Below are 17476 nucleotides of genomic sequence, written 5' to 3' on the forward strand. Positions count from 1 at the left end.
GGGGAATAGATGTCGTCTAAGACTTCGAACGCTGAAGAGAAAAAGAACTCTTCTGAAAACGCAGACGGACCTCTTCTCGATACATATAAGTCGGCCATAAAAAAGCTCATTGCCAAGGGCAAGGAGAAAGGCCACATCTCGGTCGATGAATTGAACGCGGCTCTGCCGTCCGAGCACTTCTCCTCGGAGCAGATCGAAGACGTGATGAGCAATCTCAACGAGATGGGCATCAATGTCATCGATGGCGACGAAGCCGACGACAATGACGACAGCGATGATTCCGAAGCCGATCCGCGTGGCAACATCTCTGAGGATGATGTTGGGCGGACCGATGATCCGGTGCGTATGTATCTTCGCGAAATGGGCAGTGTTGAACTGCTGTCGCGCGAAGGCGAAATCGCCATTGCCAAACGTATCGAAGCCGGTCGTGACATGATGATCGGCGGGATTTGTGAATCCCCGCTGACCATTCGTGCGATTGTAAACTGGCATGATCAGCTTCAGGCTGGCGAACTTCTGCTGCGTGACGTCATTGACCTTGAAACCACCTATGGCGGTGGCCCGGAAGCGGAAATTGCCGCTGCCGAAGGCGATGAAGAAGACACCGACGTCGATCCAGAGGCCGATGTCGAAAGCTTCGAGTCGGCCAATGACGACGATGACGAAGAAGCCGAGACCGAAACCCCCGAAGGCATCACCGACGATGCCGAGGAAGAAGAGGACGAAGACGACGAGTCTGAGGAATCAGAGGGTGAAGACGGCGAAAGCACCGGTGAACGCGAAGGCGATGATGACGACGATGACGAGAACGAGCAGGTCAACGTCTCTCTTTCCAAAATGGAAGAGGAACTGACCGAGCAGGTTCTCGAGAAGTTCGAGCTGATCGCCAAGACCTATGAGAAATTGCACAAGGCGCAGGAACAGCGTCTGGTCGCGATGAACAAGGGTGAAGCCGTTCCGGCTGCGACCGAAAAACGCTATAACAAGCTCAAGAACGAGATGGTCGACCTCATGGAAGATGTTCACCTGAACAACTTCCGTATCGAGGAACTGCTTGACCATCTGACCGGTTTGAACAACCGTCTGCTTGGCCTTGAAGGCAAGCTTCTGCGCTTTGCCGACCGTTGCAAGATCAAACGTCCTGATTTCATCAAACAGTATCAGGGGCATGAACTTGACCCGAACTGGATGGAACGCGTTGGCGGCCTGCCGGGGAAGGGCTGGAAGGCGTTTGTTGAACGCTATCCCGACGAAATCGCCAACCTGCGCGAAGGCGTTGGTGGCGTTTCGGCCGAAGTTGGCCTTCCGATTGGCGAATTCCGCCGCGTTTACGGCGTGGTCAACAAGGGCGAACGCGAAGCAGGCCGTGCGAAGAAAGAGATGATCGAGGCCAACCTGCGTCTCGTGATCTCGATCGCCAAGAAATATACCAACCGTGGTCTTCAGTTCCTTGACCTTATTCAGGAAGGCAATATCGGCCTGATGAAGGCGGTGGACAAGTTTGAGTACCGCCGTGGGTACAAGTTCTCGACCTATGCGACCTGGTGGATCCGTCAGGCGATCACGCGTTCTATTGCCGACCAGGCCCGTACGATCCGTATTCCGGTTCACATGATAGAGACCATCAACAAGCTGGTGCGTACCTCGCGCCAGATGTTGCATGAAATCGGCCGTGAACCGACCCCGGAAGAGCTGGCTGAAAAGCTGCAGATGCCGCTTGAGAAGGTCCGCAAGGTTCTAAAAATCGCCAAGGAGCCTATCTCGCTCGAAACTCCGATCGGGGACGAGGAAGACAGCCATCTGGGCGATTTCATCGAGGACAAGAACGCCGTTCAGCCGCTTGATGCAGCGATCCAGGCCAACCTGCGTGAAACAACCACGCGTGTTCTGGCATCGCTCACCCCGCGTGAAGAACGTGTTCTGCGTATGCGTTTCGGGATCGGTATGAACACCGACCACACCCTCGAAGAGGTTGGTCAGCAGTTCTCTGTGACCCGCGAACGTATCCGTCAGATCGAGGCAAAAGCGCTGCGCAAGCTCAAGCATCCGTCGCGCTCGCGCAAACTGCGTTCGTTCCTCGATTATTAAGAAATCACATGCGGTTCGGGCTTGACCTTGGCCGGAAAATCGCTAGTTTTCGGGACCGCACCGGACCACCGGTGCGGTCTTTTCTTTACCCGGACTTTTGTCTTGGGGGCCCGTAGCTCAATTGGTTAGAGCCGACCGCTCATAACGGTCTGGTTGGGGGTTCAAGTCCCTCCGGGCCTACCAAACCCCCAATAAAATTCATGTTTTTCAATGATTTATTGGAAATGTGTCCCACGTTCAAACCGGTCGTGGGACACATTGGCCTTTCATCCGGGGTGTTTCAGGTCAAATCAGACACAAAAAAACCGACCATCTGAAGGTGGCCGGTTTGGCGATCGAGGATCCAGATCCTACCAGTCGACGTGTTTCAATCGCTGCATTGCTTCCTTGGCCAGAAGCCACCGATCGGCATCCTTGGTATAGACTTCGGATGTCTGGGCGACAGCGTGTCCATGTATGGCCATCACCTGATACTGTGTGCATCCCATTTCGGTCAGCAGCTTTCCAGCAGCCTTTCGGATCCCGTGACTGGTGCGGTCGGGAAGTCCGGCCTCAAGGCACCATTTCTTGAACCTGTTCGCGAGGCCCTTTTCCGATTTGAACGGCTGGCCGTATTCGGTCAGCAAGTATGTCTGGCCCTGAACGGTGGGTGCGCGTGTGGCCTTGACCAAGGGGGTAAGCATCGGGATGGCGACATACTTCGATCCCTTTTTCTTCGGTTGCCAGCCAAGCCCAAGCATATCGTCCCGGGTGAATTCATGTTCGCGCCCCAGACGATAGGCGTCACTGATCCGGCAAGCGGTAAACATAAACAGGGTAATGCAAAGGTGGGCATTGGTTCCGGGTTTGTGAACCGATCGGTATTTCTTCAGGTCTTCAACAGACCACGGTGTCGCGCCGCCGCGATTGATGTTGTAGCGTTCAACGCCTTCAGCGGGATTGATATGCGCGGTGCCAGTTCGTTTAGCCCACCGGTACATGGCCTTGACCGACTTCAGAAGATTGTCGGCCTTGCCCGGTGTGTTGCCGAGTGCTTCATGAACCTTATAAATCTCGGATGTAGGCATCAACATGTGGCAGTTACCAAACCTGTTGCCGTCTTCATTGATCCGGTTGCCAAGTTCGTTCAAAAGTCCGCGCCGCTGCATCATAGTCAGAGGCGATGCAAGATCGGCATCAACCTTGCTTTGAAGGGCGTCCAGATATTTTGCAATCAGCCAATCGAGGCTTTCGCGGACATGCCGGTCGGCTGGGCTGTCTGGTTCCGGGGATAGTTCTATGCCTGCCCGCGCCGCGTGATAATGCTCCATGAACTGCTTATGATCGGGCTGAATGTGCAGCCGGATCCTGCGCTTGGGCGATCCTTCCACACGGACGCGATAGCGTTCATTACCGGATGGAAGTTTCTCGCAAATCAGTCCAGGCAGATTAAGTTTCAAGGGGTTCTCGTCGGCCATGCCAAAGGTGCCTTATCTTCAACCGGCTTTTCGCTTTCGTCAACTGATCCGATTTTGAGGCGTACACAGTCGGCGGTCATGATGATTTCAGAGACAGTCAGGCCGCGCTCTGTCGCGACCTTGATTGCCCTTTTCAGTTCCGTTTCTGTTACACCTGCGCGGCGGCTCATGCTGCAGCCCTCACGGAATCCCAATCAACATCGGGCTTGAAGAAACCGGGCATGCCTCGACACTGAACGAAGGGCATCGGGCGCGGGTTGGCCAACACATAGCCATATGGGCCAAAGAACCATTCGCTGTCGGATTCCGATACGCAATCGACGATATCGACCGTCCCGATCAGGCCGCCGACCGGCAAACGCAAACGATCGGCAAGTTCTTGGCCATCTTCCTCGATCGTCAGTGCGGAATGGACAAAGATCGTGCCACGCACCTTCGTGCGCCGGTCGCGGTTTTCAATGTCCTTGCCTTCAAACAGGATCCGGTGTCCCCACGGTTGGCGAACGCTTAAAGCCAGTTCCGGCAATATGTCGGGTATCGGTTGCCCTTCCCAGAATATCCGGTTGTTCCAATGGCCGATTTCCTGATTGGCAAAGGCAAGACGCTTGGTCATCATCTGAAGATGGTTCTGCTTTTCTTCCCAGTCTGCGCGGCGTTTCATCAACCCGATTTGCTGTGACTTGGAAAGACGGATCATTTCATATGATGGTGGTATTCTGCTTTGCGTGATCGCTTTCAGTTCACGGCGCAGTTCGAATATCTGATTGTGCAAAGATTTTGTCTCTGCGGTCAGGGTGTAGATTGCCTTCTGCGCATCCTTAATCAGTTCATTCATGGCTTTTTGCCTCCCTGTTCTTGGCATCCATGATCGCCAGTTCCAAAAGGGTTGGCGGCAATTCTTGATGGTTGAGTGCGCCGCGAAATGTTCGGCGGCATCTGGGGCAAGTTCCCTTGTCCACCTCGATCGCATTAGGGTCCGTGGCAAGCGGGCAGGGGTTGGATATCGGACAATCCTTCATTCCGCCGCCTCCAGAATTTCCTGTCTGGTCGATACGATATCGCTCAGATCGAACCGTTCCTTGTCGGATGGGTGAACGAACGCTTTGCCATGCAGGCGCGACGTAATGGGGGTAACATAGCCGGGACGGAAGAAGGGCCATTCCCAGATAAACCATGCAAAGGACTGCTTGCCGCGTGTTGTCTTGCCTTCAAATGCGGCAGGATACATCGTGATCCGATCCATAAAGGCATGAACGCGGGCTGGCGGATGGTCGGTGAAAAGCCCGTCATCGAGGTTCCTGTCTTCGGATAGAAGGTATCGAAGGTCCAGTAGGCAGCACAATTTTCCGCCATTGGGGCCAGCATCGGTAAGCAGATCAATGCCGTGCCGTATAATCGTTGTTGCCGCTCGTGCCTTGCCGACGCGTTGGCCATGCAGGCGACCATATGGTGGATTACTGAACAGGTGAGGTTTGATCAATTCCTTCCGCTTCAGGAAGTCTTGGTTCCCGGTCACAGGGTAATAGGTTTTTTTGCCGGTCAGGTCGCCAATCGTTGTTGCGACCACGTTCTCGTGATTAACAATATCCGCAGCGGCTGCAGCAAGAATTCCATCACCAGCACAGAATTCATGCATACCGCCGGGGAAACTTTCGACCGACACGAGGGCGCGGGCTGCGCACGGCGGGGATCGGTAGTGATCGTCAAGCGGACGGATGCTATTGGACATATGCGCCCCCTTTTGCGTCGAACAGATCACCGATCGCCATTTTGGCGCGACGCGTTCGTTTGGCGTTCTCTCGACGCATTGGAGCATCGTGCCTGTTGTGGCATCGCTGGCAGAGTGCTGCGAGATTTTCGTCGCGACAATCTGCCGGATCAGGGTTGTGAACATGGGCAATCGTCAGAACAATCTTAACAATCCGATGGGAAGTCCCGTTACGCGCAAGGTAAAACGGTGTGTCCTTGTGCCCGGATTTGCGTAGCGGCCTTTTCCCGACCGAGATGAACCGGCCTTTGTCAGTGCGGAATCCCCACGCATGGTTTCTAACCCCGCACCATTCACAATGGTTTTTGGCGCGTGTAAGGATCTTCTCACGGATTTGCGGCCAGTTTATAGGGTACAAAGCCCGGTTTTCAGGTGAAATTGGCATCGCTTCAATCCCGCAGATCAAGGTTGAAAAAGCAGATCGATGGGCAGTCGCGATCATCGATATGAAATTTGTCAGCGGGATCCCGCGTGATTGTCAGATGCACTTCGACATCACCGATAATACCGACAACGTGCCGTTCCCGATCTGCGCCCTGATTTTCGATTTCAATCATGGAACTGTTGATCAGTGCTTCGAGACGTTCTGCGTTGATGTTCATTGATGGTCTCCCTGATTGCTACGCAGCGTCTTGCTGCTTGATGTTTCCCCACTGGTCGGCCATGGCATCGGCAATGCCGTCGAAAAATCGCGATCGTTCTTTCCAGCGTTCCGGGCCGGGTGGCATCCTGTGAACACGTGCTGTGCGACCGGGGACAATCTTTGTCGCTTCGAGCTTGGGCAGGTTTTTGAGCCAAAGACAGGTGCGCTTTGTTTCGCCATGTCCGAACTGCCATGGTTGAATGCTTTGGGCGGGCGGTTGGTAATTGCGAATGCGCGTCTTTGCATGTTTGTGCATCACAGGGTTTTCGATCGCGATCCTGTCGATCGATGCATTCCACAGGTGGGAAAACAGGTCGCAACCGTCTTCCAGTTCTTGCCACATCTGATCAATGGTTCTGCCTGAAGGCGGAACGCTCAACCAACGGACGCCGCTATTGCAAAGGCGCGTGCACGGCGGATGTGCGACGACCAGCATGTCCCATCCGTCGTCCAGGATGTCGCGAACATCACCGACGATGTGCTTATTTGATCGGTCCTCAGATGGAAGTAGATCGCAGGACCAAGCATCATGGCCCCGGTGTGCAAAAGCACGTCTAACGGTGCCGGAGAATTCGCACGCGACCAGCACCTTCAGGCTTTCAGTGGTCTGCATCTATTTGCCCTCCCATGAGAAAATCCAGCATTTGACGGTCTTGCCATCGAACGCCTTGTTGGTGCTGCGCACAGCTTTGATCTCGCGAAAGCGGCGGGTTCGCGATTGCTTCAGAAACTTTTTGAGATCGGAAAGTGGTGGCAGTTGCTGGTTATGATGATGAGCAACCGCCTGCATGTGGTTGAGGTTGATTGCAATGTGGTTATCCAGCCTCATTGCGTGATTGAGTTTTTCATCGCCAAGGAAGTCATAGGCTTCCCAGAATTCCTCAATCATCGGATGGTCTGCGCTAATAGCCTTCTGGCGATGGAAGGCAGCCCACATCAGGGCATCGATCGTTTCATCCAGTCGTTCCTTTGGCATGTTCGTGAGTTCTGCCAGTGCCTCGACCAAGGACATAAGTTGCGCGTGGTTTTTGGCGATACGGTTTGAGCGGATGTCCGGGCGCTTCAGGATTTCAGCTTCCCAATGTGCGGTTCGGCTGAAGACGTGGGCCAGCACCTTTTTTTCCTGTGTCACAGCTTTGATCAGGAAGAAACTGACATGTTCCACCGGGATGGCGGCAAGCGCGTCTGCGGCCACCTTTGAGGCCGGTGTGTGGCCGGTTGTGTCAAAGGTGGTATGGATGATGCGCTGCATGATCGCATCAGACGCATTCACGGCTGCGTTCTGGCTGATAACGACAGATCCCCGGAAGGGCGGTTCGCTGGTTTCGTTGCCGCCGTTCTTGAGGCCACGGGCGCGGCTGGCGCGTCCGTTGTAGGCAGTCTTGAGTTCGTCCCAATCAAACTGTTTGGCCTTGGCGCTGTCTTCGCGGTCACTTTCGATCAGGCAGATCGGAAGGTTCGACACCTGAGAGAAAATACGGGCGCGGGCGGCAAGGGTGGATTTGTTCGGGTCAAAGCCTTCGTAGTCTGATCGGCCAACCAGCTTCCAAAGAAATTCAATCAGGGTTGATTTACCGGCCCCGGCTTCACCGACAATTTCAAGGAAGGGATAGGATTTTTGTTGGGCGCGGATCTGTTCGGCAAACAGGCTTCCAAGGAAGAACGCGGTCGCGATCAGGCCCTTGGCGCCATAGGCGGCATAGACCATGTCCGACCAATCTGCGATGTAGTCGGTGGCATCGCCGATATGTAGTTGCAGGGACTGGTTTAGCGACTTGATCGATGTCTTGCCGACTTCAAAAAAGTCTTCGTCGTTGATTTCAACAACCTTGCCGGATGCGACCGCCCGGTCGTTGAAAACATAAACGCCATGTTCCTTTGAATAGCCGATGAAGTCGGTGGTCTCGACAATCTTGATGTTGTCGAGATAGTGCTTCACCAGCCAGTTCAACTGTACAGAGTTGCCGGTATAAAGCGCACCGGGTGCGATCGATAAAAGCCGCTTTTTGAATTCGCTGGCCGTGGCCACCTGCCCACCGGAAAAGGTGTTCTTGATGGTGTGGCGACCGTGCGGGAATTCGATACGGGTGTAATACCAGCTTTCGTCGGTTTGCTTGTCCTGTTGGAAATACAGGAATTTGAAGGTGCAATTCGCGATTTCTTCAAGACGGGATGCCTTGCGAACGGCAATCTCTTCTGCTTCCGGTCCTTTGATACCATTGTCGGCGCACTGGTTAATCTGGGCGTTGTAAATCTCTTGGACGACCGAAAACCAGTAGGTCCGGGTTTCAAACTCCACAGCAAAGTTGCGGCTTTTGTAACGTTCCCAGACCAGATAGGCCTTTTCCATTGCGCTTTTTGCCAGCAGCAAATCACCATGGAAGCGATACCGATCGATATCCTTGTTGGTCAGGGCATTGGCAAGATGCGCGTCGTTCCAGTCGACCTTTTTGCCATCTTTCTGCGGGATCAGTGCGGCCTTGTTGATCAGCGTGGTGCTATTCTTCTCAACATGCCGGATGCATTTTCGAATGTGGCGTCTGCCGGCCACATCATTGTCCATCGCCCAGATCAGGGTGATGTTCTTTGCCTTCAGCTTGTCCAGTTCGATATCAGGCAGGTTATAGGCTGACAGGATCGCGGCGGCCTTTTGCCCGTTAACGGCAAGGGTTGCGGCATCTATGCAACCCTCGACAATCCAAAGTTCATCCCCGTCTTTCAGCTTTTGTCCAGGCGGTGTCCACCACCGGCCCTTATAGGGAACACTGCCAAAATTGGCGCGACGGTCATCGACCTTCTTTGTTTTGGGATCGGTAATGCGGACGGTTTCGATCAACCGTTCCATGAAGATGTTTTCGCCGCGGCTGATATCAAACACCACAGTCGCGGTTTCGCGGTCGCCCCAGCTATGGGTGAATTTGCCTTGCCGGTACCACCCCTTTGTTTTCTTGGGATCAAGCCCGCGCACGAAATCCATATAGCGATCAGCGGTGCGGTTCGGATCTTCGGTGGTGGCCGGGTAGCGTTCATTGAACTTGCCAAAGGCATCCGGGTACAGGTCTTTGACATTGGCGGTGTGGCCGCATTTGTTCTCGCGGCCACACTTGATTACCCATGGGCTGGTTGCCTTGGTGAACAGTTCCAGACGGTTGCAAGACGGGCAGCGGCCTTGCCGCAACCAGTCATTTACCGGCTTGAAACGGTAATCGTCTATCAGGCGCTTGACGACTTCCTGCCTGACATCATCGGTCATTTCGCGCATGTGATGCCCCGTTGCGTTTGCTGTTGGGCGACAATGCGGATGGCCTCGGCCCGATAGGGCATGAGCCAGCTTTGCAGTTCGATGGTCTTGTCAATGAAATAGGCCGGTGACTGCAGATGATCGCCTACCTGCAGGAAGTCGATCAGAAGGTCCGCGTGGTCATCTGTCTTGTCGCTTTTGCGCGAGATCCCGTGCAGCAGGGTTTCTGCTGCACTGAACGCGGCCCATGTGAAAGCCATATCGGAAACAAATTTTGGATCGCGCTGCATGATCAGGACTCCTGTCCATGCCAAGCGATGGGCTTGCGTGGGCTGGTGTCGATCTGTTCGTCCAGATCCGCGATGGTTTCTTCAAGTGGGGGAGTGACCATGAGGCAGGCGGTCATGCCCATGCGGGCGATCGAGGCGGCCTGTTCCTTGTGTCCGGCTTCAATCAGAAGCGCGATGCCTTCAAGCCCGTCATACAGCTGATTAAGCAGCATGGCAGCCTGTTCGGTGGTTTCGATCTGGTCAAAGGAAATGAGTTTGTCGGTCATGTTAAAGCCCTCTGGATAGCGTTTCACAACACCACCAGAACGGCTTTCTACGACCGCGCTGGTGGCGGGAGGGTAGAAACCTGTCCAGAGGCAGGCGGGTTTATTCCCCTTTCGGGTCTTGTATTCACCGCCCTCCCGCCATAAGCGAGATGCACCCGGATTCCGGGCACAAAAATAGCCGCAACTAACGTGACGGCTGACCGTCTGGATCAGAGGGTTTCTACTCCCCCACGGCGGGTTATTTCCGCCGATAGGTTGGACCATACGCCTGTTGCGGGATGTCGTCAAGTCACGAGTTATAAAAATAATTTCGAATGATTTATAAAATGACTTGCGATGTGTATAAATAAAAGTTATGTTTTCTTCGTTGATAGCAAGGATGACCTGATGCTTAAGATCACCATTTCGAAGCAAGCGTTCAAAGTTCTGAACAAGATGCAGCCCCATCAAGCCCAGAAAATCGATACGGTGATCCAGCAACTGGCTGAAAACCCCGCACGGGATGATCTGGACATAAAGAAGCTGACCAACCGCGAGAATGTATATCGCGTGCGCGTCGGCCAGTACCGGATCCTCTACACAGAAGACGGACATATCCTTGATATCATCAAGATTGCCCCCCGAGGATCGGCATACAAGAACTGATCCCGGATTGTTCCTGTTCACGGAGCCTAACACATGCCCAACAAATACACCTTCCTGCGTAACGAGGAAGGGCTTCCAATTGCTGTAACCATGACTTTTGAGGAGTTTCGCAACCTCGCACCGGAAATTGCGGAAGAATATCTGACTGATGAACAACTCGCGGACGTCGCTGCCCGTGATGATGACGGATCCCGGTACCCGTATGAAGTGATGCAGCGTGTTCTTGCTGGCGACCACCCGGTCAAGGTGTTCCGCGAGTTTCGCGGAATGACGCAAGGCGAACTGGCCGAAAAGGTCGATGTCGCCGGAAACTACATCAGCATGATCGAACGCGGCAAAAATCCGCCGTCCAGGAAATTGCAGGCTGCCTTGGCAAAGGCGCTTGATGTTGATTACGGGATGCTTGAAACCGGACCAAGTTTCGAGCCCGCCTGATCGATCCCTTGACTGACTGTTGAGATATCGGCCCGTGCCAGTGGTGGCACGGGCTTTTTCGTTAAGAGTGCAAGATTGCATCATGTCCCCCTGATGGACCATTGGTCACGCCGGGTTTGGCTGTGTTGTGGTTTGCGCGATGTGAAGGTTGACGTCCGGTGCCGGGATAAGGCTTGGCCGCAAGGTGCGGATGGCGTTCATTTCGGCAAGAAAGACGTGGAGGCAGTCGGGGTTGCGGCATGACAAGGTTATTTCCCGGTAAAGGGCTGTGACCTGACGGGTTTTCGCGGTGCTGCAGCTTGATCCGCAGTGCGGGCATTTCATGGCGTTGTGGCCGGAGGCAGACATGTATCAATCCTTTACGATTGTGGCTGGTGCGCCCCCCGGCGCGGGATTGCCAGATTGTTGCAATCCCCAGATGAACAGGTTTAACAGCGAGACAAGTTGTTGGAATTCCGGGATCAACTGATTGCGTTCGATGCGATCGATGTGATTGTCCAGCATGGCCTCAGACAAAGACGCCATCCTTTGCGCAAGTTCGTATTGCGCATGGTTGCCGGTGATCTGGACAGAGGCTGAAAACTGCAACGGTTCGGCATTGCCAAAACCGGCATGGCGCAGGCAATCATTGACATAATGCGGGCCAAGCAAACGGGCGAGGATGATCCAGTCCGCAAGGTTTGGGCAGGTCGCAGCATTGCGCCAGGACTTTACAGTACGCGAAATGAACGGTGTTTGTTCTGCCAGTTCTGTGATGGAAATGCGCAGGCCATTGTCGTTGCGACGCGCATCTCCAACATGCTTGCGCAGGATCGCCCCGTGGGTTTCCTTGAAGTTTTCCTGTCCGATGTTCTGGTCGATAGACACGGCATTTCACCCCCTGATGGTGTAACCATGTCCGAAATAACTCATTATGAGTTATCTAACAAGACCCGATAATGAGGTATCAGGCGGAGGTTGCTACATGGAATCGATACGGATCGACCAAATGGCAATTGCACTAATCAGGGCAAAACAAGTGAAACCCAAAGGGAATCCGAATATCGGGGCGCGATTGAAGGCGGCGCGAAAACGCAAGGGATTGTCTGCTGCTGCGGCGGCGGAACTGGCGGGTATCAATCACCAGTCAACCCTGTATGGCTATGAAAGTGATGTCGGGCCCCGCAAGGCCGATTACGGTACTTTGCTCAGATTGTGTCATGTCTACGGGATCACGCCGAACGAGTTATTCGAATGGCCTGCATTTGACAGATCCCTGTTCGTTGAGGTGGTGGTGGCGGTCGAGGATTTCCTTGAAAAGCATCGGCGCACTATCCCGCCACACGAAAAGACAGAGCTTTATTTTGCAATCTATGATGCCCTGGAGGCCGAGCCGGATGCGTTGCGCGGCGAGGCAGGAGGGCTTGATATCAGCGGTCTTTGGGGGTTGATGCGGCTGTCGATCAGGGAGTGATCCGGTTGTTCTATCCTAAAGTATGGTGCGTCCGGGCCTGTTCTGTTGTGAGGTTATAAAAATAACGCATTTTGCGTTATTTCTGAAATCCAGAGAGTGTGCATATCGACCGTCAAGGTGTTGCCATGACGACAACACCTTGCAATGTGGGGATACTGAATGGTCATTCCGGTAAAGATCGAAAGTTCCGCCCTTGGCGGGGAAACCATCGAAACGGTGAATGCGCGTGACCTTCATGCCTTTTTGGAGGTCGGGCGCGATTTCTCGAACTGGATCAAAGCGCGTATCGAACGCTATGGCTTTGCCGAGGGTGAAGATTTCATCCGAAGTGAGAATTTGCGCTCGCCAAAACGGGCGAGCTCAAAATCACGTGTTCAAACTGTTATCGACTATTACATCACTCTCGACATGGCCAAGGAACTTTCCATGGTCGAGCGCACGGCACGAGGCCGGGAAGCTAGGCGCTATTTTATCGAAGTTGAAAAGCAGTGGCGGGCCGGATTATCGGGCCGGGCTGTTGAGGTTGATTTAATATCCGATCTGCGCAGTGACGGAATTGGCAAGCTGCCGGGACAGCGATTTGCCGAGGAAAGATTGCGGTTGGGCTTTGCGACCAAGCGGGACTTTGCCAAATCGGTAGCACTGTCGATGCAGAAGATCACGGCATTTGAAGATTTCCATGCCTTTCCCAAACGCAAATCCGAATATGACCTGTTTGTCGGGATCGGTTTTGACCTGTCATACTGGCAGTGGGGTGAAAGGTCTTTGAGTGCGGCAGAGCGGGAACTGTTGGCCGGATGGCGAGAGGCAGACAAAAAGCAAAAGTCCGCATTGCTTGGCCATCTTCGTCACAACCTGCTTTCCGCAGGAAATGATACAGATGGCTGACTACAGGCGGGCTTGCGCATCAAGTGATGTAGACGCCCCGCCATCCGTCCATTCGTGCGATACCTCGCCAGCCACCCAATTGACACCACTGATTTCCTGTCGCCACCCGGATAGCCGAAGCGGCTGGCCAGCGTGAATTGACGGGTCGCCATTGGCCACCGTGAGGCTGATGGTGATCTGACCGCGCTGCATCCGGGCCCATTCGGCCTTTGCCGCGTGATAGGCCGTGACAGCACTGGGAAAAATGCGTTTGAGCGTCTTCCAGTTGTCACCGTTCCCGGCTGTGGAATATCGGGTGCGATTGCCATTATGGTCGCGCCATTTGGCTCGTACACCGGAAAAGGTTCCTTCCCGGTCGGCGATCTGCAAATGATGGGTGCTGGTTTCATCGCGTTTGATCAGGGCGGTTGGCAGCATGATGCCGCTGATCGTCCTGTTATAGCCGACCGGGGTAAACAGCAGGCGACCGGCCTTGATGGTGGCAATCGCGTCATAATCCTTGCCAAGACGGGTCAGGAAGTTGGGATCGCTTTCATTGGTCTGGTCGATATGGTCGATCAGGATTCCTGCAAGTCCGTCCTCGATCGCGGGGATCAGGTCATATCGCTTGGCGATTGTGGTCAGGATCTCGCCGATTGTCTTGCTGCTGTAGGATTCCTCGCGCTGGATCTTGAACGGGCCCTGGAAATCCGCACTGCATCCGGACACTGTGACGATATCGGGCGGGCCGGATTCCGCGACCTGATCAATTGTGAATGTGCCTTTGTCCTGGAGATCGCCGTCATAGCCCAATAACACCTGCAGGCGCACACCGCGTTTGGGCAGGTTCAAGGTTCCATCCGGGTCAGACAGTTCAATCTCGCATTGGTCTGCCTCAACACCGGGCTTGTCGATCACACGAACTTTGTTGAGATACTTTTGCATGCGGGCGGTGACATCGATGCTATCAGCGATAATCTGGTATTGCGGGATCATGGCTTGCTGTCCATCAGATTGCCGAGTTGTTCGTTGTCGTCATTACCATAACGGGTAAGCGAGATGGTGAATTCGATCTTTCGGGCAAGGCCGTTCGAAACCATGTGCGACCGCGTATCCTCGATCCGATCAATGAACCACTTTCCCAAAACATCACCATTCCCGGCTGTCAGGATCCACGCCTTGCCGCTGGCGGCCATTTCGCGCAGCTTGGTCAGATGAACCGGGCCGCCGGTCAATTCCGGCATCAGCTTGCCATCAATGGTCAAGGTGTCGTTTCCCGGCCCCAGATACTGGTGGGCAGGGGCCTTTCCGAACCGGTTGGTCGCTGACCAGCGATATTCGGTTGATCGCTTCAGGGTTTCATAGGGAACGGTTTTAAGTTCGAAGACGAACAGTCCAAGGGAAAGAAGCATGTCAGTTGCTCTGATCAATCAGGGATGAACGTTCACGCGCCTTATTGCGGCGCTCGATCATTTCGATCTGGCGGGCGACTTCCTTTGCAATGGCATCGGGATCAACCTCGGTACCGGCATTCACCGTAATGCTGTAGGTGTTGTGCGAAGCCTGCATTGCGGATTGGTCGTATTGCGCCGCGGCGGCGGGGGACGTGGCAATCGCGGCTGCGACCGGGGCAACTGCCATTGTGCTAACAGGGTTTGACGCCGCTTTTGCGAGATTGGAGAAATCGGGTTTCTGTGAAGTCCCGTTCTTTACGGTCAGTTCAGATGTTTTTCCGTCGCCAAACAGACCACCAATGGCATCTGAAAGCCATTTGACAGGCTGTGCCAGTGCCTGAAGCTTTTCACTGATCCAGTCCCATGCAACGCCAAAGGCCTGTGTGATCCCGTCCCATAGATCGACAAAGAAGCCCTTTATCGGCCCCCAATATTCGTAAAGCAGGTAGGCCGCCCCGGCGATGGCCATCACAGCAACCGCGATGGGGTTGGCGGACAGCGCCATGCCGATGGCCCGAATGCCCCCCGACACGATGGGAAAGGCGATCTTGGCGACAGATCCGACTAAGCCGATCCCCTTGCCAACTAGTCCCATGCTGCTGCCGAGCACCCCGGCCTTGATGCCAAGGGCGGTAAAGGCAAACTTGGCCATGGCAAATGGCCCAAGCAGACCGGCAACCGTGGTGGCCAACAAACCACCAGTAAAGATCAACCCGGCCATCACAGCCGCGACCTTGACCAGACCGCTGGCAAGTTCCGGGTTGGCTTTCACCCAGCCGGTGATGGATCGAACAACATCGGTGGCGGACTGGATCAAGCTGCGCAACGGTGCGTCGTTCGTGCTTGTCAGGCTGATGTTCATGCCTTCGACTGCCGACCAGAAGGACTTGATATCCCCAGCCGCGTTGTCGCCCATTTGCTTGGCCACGCGGGTGGTTTCACCCATGGAGTTGTTCAGAACATCAATGAACTTGGTGATTTCACCTGATCCGCCCTGTTCGACAAGGGTGGCAAAGGCGGCCCCGGCTTCCTGCCCCGCGATGGCCGTAAGATGCGCAAGGCGTTCCGCTGAGCCAAGCCCCTCGGTCGATTTGGCAAGGTCGCCAAGGATGTCCACCATGCTTCTGGCGTTGCCGTTGAAGTCCATGGTTGAAATCCCAAGCTGGTCCAGTGCGTCCAGTGCATCTGCTGGTGGGGATGCCATGCGCGAGAACATGGCACGCAACGCGGTACCGGCTTGGCTGCCCTGAATGCCGACATTGCCCAGAAGGCCCGACATGGCGGCAACGTCTTCAACCGATGCCCCGAACTCCTTTGCAATCGGCGCGGTGTATTTCATGGTTTCACCCAACATGGACAAGTCCACGTTCGATCGGGTGAAGGTGGCCGTCATGATGTCGCCCAAGCGGCCCATTTCGCTGGCATGCATGCCAAAGCCGGACAAGACGTTGGATGCGATGTCCGCTGTTGTTGCCAGATCCGTGGCACCGGCCTTCGCCAGATCGAGCATACCGGGCATGGTTTGCAGGATTTCTTTTGCTTCAAACCCGGCCATGGCAAGGAATTGCATGCCGCTTGCGGCCTCTGATGCGGAAAAGCTGGTCGTGGCACCAAGTTCCTCGGCCTGCGCACGCAGGCTGGTCATGGCTTCGGATGCCTTGTCCAACCGTGCAATCGCGCCGACACCCGACATTTGTTCATCGAAATCAATGCCAGCCGAGGCCATCCGCCCGCCAAGCGCAAGTGCGGCCCCACCTGCAGCCATGCCAGCAGCACCGCCGATGGCCATGTTTGCCTGTAGCTGCATGGTCTTTTGCATTTTTGATCTGGCTTGGGCCAGCGCATTTGTCTTCATGCGCGCCCGTTCAAGGGACTTTGCCTGTTTGTCGGCGGCAGCGCGGGCGGCATCCAGATCGGTTTTCAGCTTGCGTTGGGCATCGCCTAGTTTCCGGGTATCAATTCCTGCTGCTGAGAGATTGCGGCGCAATGCGCCAGTGGAAGTCGAAATCTGTTGTTGCGCGTTTTCAAGCCGGTTCACCTCTTTGCGGGCGGCATTGAATTCGTTGCGCATCTTGCGGGTGACTTTGTCTGTCGATGCGATCTGCTGACCGAGTTGCTGGGCGCGTTGTTGGGCGGTGTTCAAGGCCGCCGCATTTTGCCGTGCAGCGGCCTTGAGTTCCTTAAACGACTGAAGGTTCCCTGATACCCGTTCAAGGTCGCGCACCCGTCCTGCAGCCTGCGCAAGCTGATCTTTCAACTGGCCGCTTGACTGCTTGATTTTGCGGAACGGTGCACTGACCTTGTCGGCGGCCTGCATCAGAATATTAAGCTTCAGATCAGACATGGGAGTCCTGTCAGCTATCGGTTGGACTGTGCGGATTTGACAGCATCCGCCTCGATCTGAAGGAACTCGACCGCAAGTTCATAGGTTTCGGCCAGTTCCTCCAGGGTCAGGCTATTGAAGACGTTTGGGGGGAATGATCCCGGAAACGCCTTCATGATCACCCCCCAAGCCATGGGGATGTCATCGGGGAGGGTTACGCTGTGAAAAAATTTTCCGCGAGGCCCTGCATGATTGCGACGGAATCCCGTGGATCCATCATCTGCACATGGGCTTCGGTAAGCGCCGGGCTCGTGATGCGTGGCAGCAGGCCGAACAGGACATTGGCATCAAGCTCGGAAAGCTGGATCAGTTTCACACCACGCAAATCACCGCCCAGCGGGCGACGGATGGTGGTTTTGTCCAGTGTCTTTTCAGAGCCATACGGAAGCGGCTTGACAAAGGTGTGATCAAAGCTGGCGTTTACTGCGCCGTTGGTTGCGGCGGCGATATCGTCGGTTTTCTTGGTCATGATGTGTCCCTTTCAAG

At 54.7% G+C, this 17476-nt stretch carries 21 protein-coding genes and 1 tRNA gene; 6 read left to right on the forward strand and 16 right to left on the reverse strand.

Features of this window, described 5'->3' with window-relative positions:
- Positions 1 to 9 precede the first annotated feature (9 nt).
- Both rpoD and DY252_RS05515 read left to right on the forward strand, forming a co-directional pair.
- Positions 10 to 2088: an RNA polymerase sigma factor RpoD gene (rpoD, locus tag DY252_RS05510; protein ID WP_064787335.1), complete on the forward strand. Its 2079-nt coding sequence runs from the start codon at positions 10 to 12 to the stop codon at positions 2086 to 2088.
- 106 nt (positions 2089 to 2194) lie between these two features.
- Positions 2195 to 2271: transfer RNA gene (locus DY252_RS05515), tRNA-Ile, on the forward strand.
- Positions 2272 to 2438: 167 nt separating this feature from the next.
- Here the strand turns inward: DY252_RS05515 and DY252_RS05520 are convergent.
- From DY252_RS05520 to DY252_RS05555, 9 genes are all read right to left on the reverse strand, one after another.
- On the reverse strand, positions 2439 to 3545 hold the full coding sequence (locus DY252_RS05520; RefSeq protein ID WP_197482544.1) for a tyrosine-type recombinase/integrase: 1107 nt from the start codon (positions 3543 to 3545) through the stop codon (positions 2439 to 2441).
- Entirely contained in the window at positions 3524 to 3715 is a 192-nt protein-coding gene (locus tag DY252_RS22115; protein WP_064787334.1) for a hypothetical protein, read from the reverse strand. The genes DY252_RS05520 and DY252_RS22115 overlap by 22 nt, the downstream gene beginning before the upstream one ends.
- A complete protein-coding gene (locus DY252_RS22325) occupies positions 3712 to 4380 on the reverse strand; it encodes an ASCH domain-containing protein (protein ID WP_197482543.1) in 669 nt (222 codons plus the stop codon). The genes DY252_RS22115 and DY252_RS22325 overlap by 4 nt, the downstream gene beginning before the upstream one ends.
- A 180-nt stretch (positions 4381 to 4560) precedes the next feature.
- Positions 4561 to 5274 (reverse strand): hypothetical protein, encoded by a 714-nt coding sequence (locus tag DY252_RS05530; protein WP_129542684.1) that lies wholly within the window; start codon positions 5272 to 5274, stop codon positions 4561 to 4563.
- Positions 5275 to 5702: 428 nt separating this feature from the next.
- Complete coding sequence (locus DY252_RS05535) at positions 5703 to 5915, reverse strand: hypothetical protein (protein ID WP_064787331.1); 213 nt, start codon at positions 5913 to 5915, stop codon at positions 5703 to 5705.
- Between the two features lie 18 nt (positions 5916 to 5933).
- Complete coding sequence (locus DY252_RS05540) at positions 5934 to 6569, reverse strand: hypothetical protein (protein ID WP_064787330.1); 636 nt, start codon at positions 6567 to 6569, stop codon at positions 5934 to 5936.
- A complete protein-coding gene (locus DY252_RS05545) occupies positions 6570 to 9218 on the reverse strand; it encodes a toprim domain-containing protein (RefSeq protein ID WP_231959607.1) in 2649 nt (882 codons plus the stop codon).
- Positions 9206 to 9487 (reverse strand): hypothetical protein, encoded by a 282-nt coding sequence (locus DY252_RS05550; protein ID WP_064787329.1) that lies wholly within the window; start codon positions 9485 to 9487, stop codon positions 9206 to 9208. Before DY252_RS05550 ends, DY252_RS05545 begins: the two co-directional genes overlap by 13 nt.
- Positions 9488 to 9489: 2 nt before the next feature.
- Positions 9490 to 9753: a hypothetical protein gene (locus tag DY252_RS05555; RefSeq protein WP_064787328.1), complete on the reverse strand. Its 264-nt coding sequence runs from the start codon at positions 9751 to 9753 to the stop codon at positions 9490 to 9492.
- A gap of 387 nt (positions 9754 to 10140) precedes the next feature.
- Between DY252_RS05555 and DY252_RS05560 the strand changes: the two genes are divergently transcribed.
- Both DY252_RS05560 and DY252_RS05565 read left to right on the forward strand, forming a co-directional pair.
- Positions 10141 to 10398 carry a type II toxin-antitoxin system RelE family toxin gene (locus DY252_RS05560; protein ID WP_064788213.1) on the forward strand — a complete coding sequence of 86 codons (258 nt, stop codon included), beginning with the start codon at positions 10141 to 10143 and terminating at the stop codon, positions 10396 to 10398.
- 33 nt (positions 10399 to 10431) lie between these two features.
- Positions 10432 to 10833 carry a helix-turn-helix transcriptional regulator gene (locus DY252_RS05565; RefSeq protein WP_082923319.1) on the forward strand — a complete coding sequence of 134 codons (402 nt, stop codon included), beginning with the start codon at positions 10432 to 10434 and terminating at the stop codon, positions 10831 to 10833.
- 105 nt (positions 10834 to 10938) lie between these two features.
- Here the strand turns inward: DY252_RS05565 and DY252_RS22755 are convergent, their stop codons facing one another.
- Both DY252_RS22755 and DY252_RS05575 read right to left on the reverse strand, forming a co-directional pair.
- Positions 10939 to 11181 (reverse strand): ogr/Delta-like zinc finger family protein, encoded by a 243-nt coding sequence (locus tag DY252_RS22755; protein ID WP_064787327.1) that lies wholly within the window; start codon positions 11179 to 11181, stop codon positions 10939 to 10941.
- Between the two features lie 3 nt (positions 11182 to 11184).
- Positions 11185 to 11700, reverse strand: coding sequence for a hypothetical protein (locus DY252_RS05575; RefSeq protein WP_064787326.1), 516 nt, complete (start codon positions 11698 to 11700; stop codon positions 11185 to 11187).
- Positions 11701 to 11746: 46 nt separating this feature from the next.
- On the opposite strand from DY252_RS05575, the gene DY252_RS05580 reads away from it, so the two are divergent.
- Positions 11747 to 12286: a helix-turn-helix domain-containing protein gene (locus tag DY252_RS05580; RefSeq protein ID WP_082923318.1), complete on the forward strand. Its 540-nt coding sequence runs from the start codon at positions 11747 to 11749 to the stop codon at positions 12284 to 12286.
- 159 nt (positions 12287 to 12445) lie between these two features.
- Positions 12446 to 13174, forward strand: coding sequence for an antA/AntB antirepressor family protein (locus DY252_RS05585; protein ID WP_064787324.1), 729 nt, complete (start codon positions 12446 to 12448; stop codon positions 13172 to 13174).
- On the opposite strand, the gene DY252_RS05590 is transcribed toward DY252_RS05585, so the two are convergent.
- From DY252_RS05590 to DY252_RS05605, 5 genes are read right to left on the reverse strand one after another with little or no spacing between them, the layout of a single operon-like run.
- A complete protein-coding gene (locus tag DY252_RS05590; RefSeq protein ID WP_064787323.1) occupies positions 13175 to 14149 on the reverse strand; it encodes a contractile injection system protein, VgrG/Pvc8 family in 975 nt (324 codons plus the stop codon).
- Positions 14146 to 14565 (reverse strand): phage tail protein, encoded by a 420-nt coding sequence (locus DY252_RS05595; RefSeq protein ID WP_064787322.1) that lies wholly within the window; start codon positions 14563 to 14565, stop codon positions 14146 to 14148. Before DY252_RS05595 ends, DY252_RS05590 begins: the two co-directional genes overlap by 4 nt.
- Before the next feature lies 1 nt (position 14566).
- Complete coding sequence (locus tag DY252_RS05600) at positions 14567 to 16951, reverse strand: phage tail tape measure protein (protein ID WP_064787321.1); 2385 nt, start codon at positions 16949 to 16951, stop codon at positions 14567 to 14569.
- Between the two features lie 14 nt (positions 16952 to 16965).
- Positions 16966 to 17106: a hypothetical protein gene (locus DY252_RS22120; RefSeq protein ID WP_156518934.1), complete on the reverse strand. Its 141-nt coding sequence runs from the start codon at positions 17104 to 17106 to the stop codon at positions 16966 to 16968.
- Positions 17107 to 17144: 38 nt separating this feature from the next.
- Positions 17145 to 17459, reverse strand: coding sequence for a phage tail assembly protein (locus DY252_RS05605; RefSeq protein ID WP_082923317.1), 315 nt, complete (start codon positions 17457 to 17459; stop codon positions 17145 to 17147).
- Positions 17460 to 17476 lie beyond the last annotated feature (17 nt).

The organism is Thalassospira indica (genome assembly GCF_003403095.1).
GTDB lineage: Bacteria > Pseudomonadota > Alphaproteobacteria > Rhodospirillales > Thalassospiraceae > Thalassospira > Thalassospira indica.

Excerpts from the sequence above, each read along its gene's own strand:
- rpoD (WP_064787335.1), top strand. The coding sequence starts at position 10 with ATGTCGTCTAAGACTTCGAACGCTGAAGAGAAAAAGAACTCTTCTGAA.
- DY252_RS05520 (WP_197482544.1), bottom strand. The coding sequence starts at position 3,545 with ATGGCCGACGAGAACCCCTTGAAACTTAATCTGCCTGGACTGATTTGC.
- DY252_RS22115 (WP_064787334.1), bottom strand. The coding sequence starts at position 3,715 with ATGAGCCGCCGCGCAGGTGTAACAGAAACGGAACTGAAAAGGGCAATC.
- DY252_RS22325 (WP_197482543.1), bottom strand. The coding sequence starts at position 4,380 with ATGAATGAACTGATTAAGGATGCGCAGAAGGCAATCTACACCCTGACC.
- DY252_RS05530 (WP_129542684.1), bottom strand. The coding sequence starts at position 5,274 with ATGTCCAATAGCATCCGTCCGCTTGACGATCACTACCGATCCCCGCCG.
- DY252_RS05535 (WP_064787331.1), bottom strand. The coding sequence starts at position 5,915 with ATGAACATCAACGCAGAACGTCTCGAAGCACTGATCAACAGTTCCATG.
- DY252_RS05540 (WP_064787330.1), bottom strand. The coding sequence starts at position 6,569 with ATGCAGACCACTGAAAGCCTGAAGGTGCTGGTCGCGTGCGAATTCTCC.
- DY252_RS05545 (WP_231959607.1), bottom strand. The coding sequence starts at position 9,218 with ATGCGCGAAATGACCGATGATGTCAGGCAGGAAGTCGTCAAGCGCCTG.
- DY252_RS05550 (WP_064787329.1), bottom strand. The coding sequence starts at position 9,487 with ATGCAGCGCGATCCAAAATTTGTTTCCGATATGGCTTTCACATGGGCC.
- DY252_RS05555 (WP_064787328.1), bottom strand. The coding sequence starts at position 9,753 with ATGACCGACAAACTCATTTCCTTTGACCAGATCGAAACCACCGAACAG.
- DY252_RS05560 (WP_064788213.1), top strand. The coding sequence starts at position 10,141 with ATGCTTAAGATCACCATTTCGAAGCAAGCGTTCAAAGTTCTGAACAAG.
- DY252_RS05565 (WP_082923319.1), top strand. The coding sequence starts at position 10,432 with ATGCCCAACAAATACACCTTCCTGCGTAACGAGGAAGGGCTTCCAATT.
- DY252_RS22755 (WP_064787327.1), bottom strand. The coding sequence starts at position 11,181 with ATGTCTGCCTCCGGCCACAACGCCATGAAATGCCCGCACTGCGGATCA.
- DY252_RS05580 (WP_082923318.1), top strand. The coding sequence starts at position 11,747 with ATGAGTTATCTAACAAGACCCGATAATGAGGTATCAGGCGGAGGTTGC.
- DY252_RS05585 (WP_064787324.1), top strand. The coding sequence starts at position 12,446 with ATGGTCATTCCGGTAAAGATCGAAAGTTCCGCCCTTGGCGGGGAAACC.
- DY252_RS05590 (WP_064787323.1), bottom strand. The coding sequence starts at position 14,149 with ATGATCCCGCAATACCAGATTATCGCTGATAGCATCGATGTCACCGCC.
- DY252_RS05595 (WP_064787322.1), bottom strand. The coding sequence starts at position 14,565 with ATGCTTCTTTCCCTTGGACTGTTCGTCTTCGAACTTAAAACCGTTCCC.
- DY252_RS05600 (WP_064787321.1), bottom strand. The coding sequence starts at position 16,951 with ATGTCTGATCTGAAGCTTAATATTCTGATGCAGGCCGCCGACAAGGTC.
- DY252_RS22120 (WP_156518934.1), bottom strand. The coding sequence starts at position 17,106 with ATGAAGGCGTTTCCGGGATCATTCCCCCCAAACGTCTTCAATAGCCTG.
- DY252_RS05605 (WP_082923317.1), bottom strand. The coding sequence starts at position 17,459 with ATGACCAAGAAAACCGACGATATCGCCGCCGCAACCAACGGCGCAGTA.